This is a genomic window from Henriciella sp. (assembly GCF_049649345.1).
Classification (GTDB): domain Bacteria; phylum Pseudomonadota; class Alphaproteobacteria; order Caulobacterales; family Hyphomonadaceae; genus Henriciella.
Map to the genome: position 1 here is coordinate 1 of NZ_JBARZC010000042.1, position 4,983 is coordinate 4,983.

Here is a 4,983-nt window from a genome sequence, read left to right on the forward strand (position 1 = left end):
TCTGATCATGGATGACGACAACAACATCATCTATTCGACGGACGTTGTGGTCACGACGAACTCGGCCAATCTTGTCACGATTAACCGAGCCGGCTCCTCATACTCCTATGACTGTGCGGGCGAATGCCGTGATACGCCGGTGCTCGGCGACAACGACCAGCACTTCCAGCGCGCGCTCAGCCAGGCCCGTGCTGCGCAGCAATTGAATCAGTAGGTTCCCGGCCGGATCCACAAACTCAAAACAGGAAACCAGCCCGGCGCGCCGCGGCTGGTTTTTTCGTGCGCTTTGAAAATTTGGCCGCGCCCGTCGGCTAGCGGCTCGGCCGGCTGTTCGAGGTGGCCGCCATGGCAGGTGCGGCCTGCTCGGCGGCAAGCGCTGCGGCCTCGTCAATGCTGGCGGAATAGATCGGGCTTGCCGTGTCGGACATCAGACCCACAGCTACACCGTCCATGTGCCACTCGAACGCGCTGCCGTCCTGCACTGTGACCGTCCAGTCGGCGCCAATGCGCGGATAATAGACTTCGCCGCGCGCCATTGTGCGGCTTCTGAAGATCGTGCCGTCCGCGCCGCGCACTTCGATCCAGGCAGGCTTCATCGCCACGATGGAGATTTCTGCGGTGTCGCTGACAGGCTGTGCTGCGCGCTCGCGGGCAAACAGGCTGCCCTGCGCGGTGTTCACAGCAACCACCCGTTCGGCGACAGACGGCGTCGCGCGCCGCTCAAACACCTTGTCGGGCGTCAGGAAGAGCGCGCTTACGCTGACGGCCATGACGAGCGCGCCTGCGCCAAGCGCAGGAATGAGATAGCGCCGGCGGCCAAGCTCGCTGACCGTGACGGAGGATTTGGGGATGGCCGTTGCCAGATCCTGCTCTTCTTCCATCGGGAAGTCGGCAAGGATTGTCTCTGCGGGAATGCCAAGGGCATTGGCATAGCTGCGCGCAACTATACGCGTGCGGCGCATGTCATAATCTGGAGGCTGGATGGTCTGTTCGAGCGATTCCAGGACGCGGCGGTTGATCAGGAGCTCTTTCGACATCTCCTCGATCGACTTGCCCCGCGCCTCGCGGCCCGCGCGCAGGCGCCCGCCAGCGGTAAAGCCCTCGATCAGGCCTGTCATGCCGGGGTCTGTGTCCTCACTTGCGGCGTCAGACAAAGCAGCAGTGTCCGGCGAGGACATGGTCTCGTCGTTACCGGTTTCTTCCGGCCCGAATTCGACTGACTTCTTGTCGTCATGTTCCATGACGTACCGTCCAGTTTCTGCGTGACTGATACTGCTTTTCCCAATGCAGGCATCATACCATAGCATCTCGCGCGCCAAACGCACTCAAATCAGCTGTCAGTCAATGCAATTTCTTGTAATTGCGCGATGGCTAACACTTCGTTACGGAACGATCCGTTCGACGAATGAATCAGCTCTTTCAGGCGGGCCGAAAAGTCGCCAAGGTCCAGAGATCTAAGCATTCTTTTCACAGGACCGATCCCTGCAGCCGGCATGGAAAGCATACGATAACCAAGGCCCATCAGGCACAGGGCCTCCAGCGGACGTGATGCAACTTCGCCACACACCGAGACAGGAATATCCAGCCGATCGCACTCTTTCTTGATAAAATCGAGGTATCTCATCGCCGGGCGGCTGACCAGATCATAGCGATCCGACACTCTCTGGACCATGCGGTCGGCTGCGTGGAAGAACTGCATGAGATCATTCGTGCCGACCGACAGGAAATCCACCTCCCCCGCCACGTCTTCCAGCCCATAGGCAAAAGCCGGGCTTTCCAGCATCGCCCCGACGCGCAATTCGCAGGGCTCGGCGTGCCCGCGCTGCTTGCTCCACTCGATCTCATCGAGCAGCAGCGCCTTCGCCTCGAAGAATTCCTCGGCGATCGTTACCATTGGGAACATGACCGATAGAGGCCCGCCATCTGCAGCCCGCACAAGCGCACGCAACTGCCGCCGGAACAGGCCCGGCCGGTCGAGCGCAAAACGGATCGAGCGCCAACCCAGCGCAGGGTTCTCCTCGAACTCGTCTGTGGCATTCGGCAGAAGCTTGTCGCCGCCCAGGTCAAGCGTGCGGAACTGCACAGGCCGGCTGCCGGCATGATCGAGCACGCTTCTATAAAGCTCGATCTGGGATTCCATTTTGGGCAGCGTGTCTGAGACAAGGAACTGGAACTCGGTGCGGAACAGGCCGATCCCGTCTGCGCCCGTGCGGTCGAGCGAGTCGAGGTCGATGGCGAGGCCGGCATTCAGCATCAGCTTGATGTCGACCCCGTCACGGGTGCGGGACGGCTGATCGCGCAGCGCCTGAAACGCCGCCTGGCGTTCGGTGCGAAGAACGGTCCGTGTCTGATAGGCGTCGAGCAGGCTCTGATCGGGCCGCACATGCAGCGTGCCCTCCTCGCCGTCGACGATGATCTGGTCTCCAGGCGAGACGAGCGCCGAGAGGCCGCCTACCCCGCCTATCGTCGGAATACCCATGGCGCGCGCGACGATGGCTGTGTGGCTTGAGGGCGCTACTTCTTCGAGGATGATCGCCGCAAGGCCGGACGTGCGGTATTCCAGCAGCTCTGCCGGGCCGAGGCGGCGCGCAATCAGCACTTCCTTCACGTCTGCGTCGGTATCGCGTCCGTTGAAACTGGTCTGCCGGCTACCGGAAAGCATGCGCAGGAGGCGGTTGTCGAGGTCTTCCAGATCGTGCAGCCGCTCGCGCAGATAGGGGTCCTGCACATTTTCAAGCTTGGTGCGGTGGTCGCGGCGTGAGCGGTCGACCGCGGCTTCGGCAGACAGGCCCGTACGGACCGTTTCTTCGAGCCGCATGGCCCAGACCGGGTCGCTCGACAGCATCTTGAACGCTTCGAGCACTTCGCGCGGCTCGCCGAAGATGGCGCCGACATCGCTGGCCAGCATCCGGTCGAGGGAGGCATTGAGCTCGCCGAGTGCAGTGCGCAGGCGCTGGACCTCGGCTTCCGGGTCTTCTGTGAAATAGCGGGCTGGCGAGACGACAACGTCATGCAGCCGCGCGCGTCCGACGCCAAGCCCGTCGCAGAGGACCCGGCCGCGAAGCGTGGCAGGCCTCGCCTCCCTGGCAGACATGCTACTTGTGGTCGGCGCTTCGGCGGCAACGACTTCGGCAAGCACCATGGCGATGGTCTGCAGGCTGTCGATCTCGTCTTCCTCATAGACCCGCTCGGTCCGGTTCTGGACGGTGAGGACGCCGATCACACGGCCATCGCGCAGGATCGGCACGCCGAGAAAGGCGTGATACGGGTCCTCGCCTGTCTCAGGCCTGTAGGAGAAAGCCGGATGGCGCGGCGCGTCCTGTATGGACAGCGGTTCGCCGGAGAGCGCGATCTGGCCGACAAGGCCCTCATCAAGCGCCATACGCGTCTGGTGCACGGCGGCGGGGGCGAGGCCCTCGGTCGCGACCAGTTCAAGCTCGTCATCGTCGGTCCGCTTGTAGATGGAGCACACGTCCGCGACCATTGTCCCTGCAACAAGGGTCACCACCTTCTGGAGGCGTGTATCGGCTTCCATATCGCCCGCCATCACATTGCGAAGACGGTTGATCAGGAGCCTGGGGACAGAAAAGCTCTGGGGCATAGCTCCACGAAATAACTGGGTCCGGCCCCAACTGGCCGGTTGGGTTACGCGTCGTCAAGCCCGAAAGCGGTGTGCAGGGCGCGCACGGCCAGCTCTGTATATGCTGCATCGATCAGCACCGAAATCTTGATTTCGGAGGTCGAGATCACATCAATATTGATACCCTTCTTGTAGAGCGCATCGAACATTGTGCCAGCAACACCGGTATGGCTTTTCATGCCAACGCCGATCACCGACACCTTTGCCACGTCGCGCGCAACATGCAGGCTTTCAAAGCCGATTTCCGGCTCGTGGCGGGTCAGCAGCTCCTCGGCCTTGGTGCTGTCGGCGCTCGTGCAGGTAAACACCATATTGGCGCGCTCGGCGCTGCGGGCATTCGCCTGGACGATCATGTCGACATTGACGCCGGCCTCGGCCAGCATCGAGAAGATGCGGGCCGACACGCCCGGCTTGTCTTCAACGCCATAGAGCGTGACCTTGGCTTCATCGCGTGAATAGGTAACCCCGTTGACGACCTGTTTTTCCACGATCTCATCCTCACTGCAGACATAAGTGCCCTGATTGGTCTCGCCCGGCCCGGCAAAGCTGGAAAGCACACGAACCCTGACCTGGTGGTTCATGGCCATCTCGACGGATCGCGTCTGAAGCACCTTGGCGCCCATCGAGGCCATTTCGAGCATTTCCTCGTATGATACTTTTTCAAGCCGGCGGGCCTGCGGGACGATGCGCGGGTCTGTCGTGTAGACCCCGTCGACATCGGTATAGATATCGCAGGAATTGGCATCGAGGGCAGCAGCGACGGCGACAGCGCTGGTATCGGAGCCGCCCCGGCCGAGCGTCGAGACGCGGCCTTCATCGGTGACGCCCTGGAAACCCGCGATCACGGCGATCTCGCCGCTGTCGATCGCATCGGAAAGCCCTGAGTTCTCGAACCCCTGGATGCGCGCCTTGCCGTGAGCCGAACTTGTCTTCATGGCGAGCTGCCAGCCAAGCCAGCTGCGCGCCTTGAGGCCGCGCTTTCTGAGCGCCAGGGCCAGAAGCCCGCTTGTCACCTGTTCGCCGGACGAGACGACGACATCATACTCGTCATCGAAATTCGGGCCGGTGATGGCGTCACCGGCAGCGCCGCGGGCAAATCCGACAAGCTTGTTGGTCTCGCCCGCCATGGCCGAAACGATCACAGCGAGCTTCTCGCCCTGCTCTGCGCGCCACGCGACAATGTCTGCGACATGCGCGATGCGATCGAGGTCTGCGACCGAGGTTCCGCCAAATTTAAGGACTGTGCGCTGCATTGCCTCGCTGCCAAGCCTTCCCATTTAATGCATCAGAGATTTCGGGCGTGTCTTTAAGCGCGTCGCCGCAATAGAGCAAACAGGTTTGCT

At 61.9% G+C, this 4,983-nt stretch carries 3 protein-coding genes and 1 pseudogene; 1 reads left to right on the plus strand and 3 read right to left on the minus strand.

What is annotated here, in order from left to right; all coding sequences use genetic code 11:
• A pseudogene (locus WA989_RS01100) lies at positions 1-214 on the plus strand (hypothetical protein); the annotation flags it as partial.
• Positions 215-311: 97 nt separating this feature from the next.
• Here WA989_RS01100 and WA989_RS01105 read toward each other — a convergent pair.
• From WA989_RS01105 to WA989_RS01115, 3 genes are all read right to left on the minus strand, one after another.
• Positions 312-1,241, minus strand: coding sequence for a helix-turn-helix domain-containing protein (locus WA989_RS01105; protein ID WP_424338689.1), 930 nt, complete (start codon positions 1,239-1,241; stop codon positions 312-314).
• Positions 1,242-1,330: 89 nt separating this feature from the next.
• Complete coding sequence (ptsP, locus tag WA989_RS01110; RefSeq protein ID WP_424338690.1) at positions 1,331-3,601, minus strand: phosphoenolpyruvate--protein phosphotransferase; 2,271 nt, start codon at positions 3,599-3,601, stop codon at positions 1,331-1,333.
• A 44-nt stretch (positions 3,602-3,645) separates the two neighbouring features.
• Positions 3,646-4,893 carry an aspartate kinase gene (locus tag WA989_RS01115; RefSeq protein ID WP_424338691.1) on the minus strand — a complete coding sequence of 416 codons (1,248 nt, stop codon included), beginning with the start codon at positions 4,891-4,893 and terminating at the stop codon, positions 3,646-3,648.
• Between the last annotated feature and the right edge of the window lie 90 nt (positions 4,894-4,983).